At 48.4% G+C, this 610-nt stretch carries 1 protein-coding gene; it reads left to right on the forward strand.

What is annotated here, in order from left to right; translation table 11 throughout:
- On the forward strand, nucleotides 1-610 hold a 610-nt coding region (locus ACYVRH_RS14110; protein WP_461257510.1), incomplete at both ends, for an efflux RND transporter permease subunit.

A 610-nucleotide genomic window follows, 5' to 3' on the forward strand; every position in this document is an offset into this window, starting at 1 on the left:
GTATTCATCCCCATATTTCTGTTCAAGAACCGCTTGGGAATGATGGGCGAAATGTTTCAGGGGCTTCTTGTCACTATCGGCATTTCTCTCGCTTCTAGTTTATTAGTTGCCATATTCCTCGTCCCCGTTCTGGCAAGCAAATTTCTTCCGCTTGAAACTCGAAAGCAAAAACCGCTTAAAAACAAACTGTTAATAATAATTGACATCGCCGTTGAAAAAGCGATAAACGGCTTGACCGCCGGATATACCCGCCTGCTCACAGTCGCCGTCAAACACCGCCTGATAACGGTGTTGCTGGTAGTCGCCGCCTTTGCCGGTTCCGTCGTCGCCCTGCCGAAATTGGGAATGATTATGATACCGCCGATGAACGAAGATTCCATAACCCTCAATGTGGAACTGCCCCTGGGTTCAAAATACGACGACACCAAAGCGGTAATGCTCCAGTTACAGGAAATCGCCATAGGGGAAATTAACGGCGCGAAAAATATTATTGTCAATGTCGGTTCATCAGGCCGCGCTTTCGGAGGCGGCGGACTGTATAAGGGCGAATTGAGCGTAATGCTCGATATGGATAATCCCGAAGCGGATAATTCGGCGCAGGCAATGAACA

The sequence above is a fragment of the Treponema sp. R80B11-R83G3 genome (genome assembly GCF_054786115.1).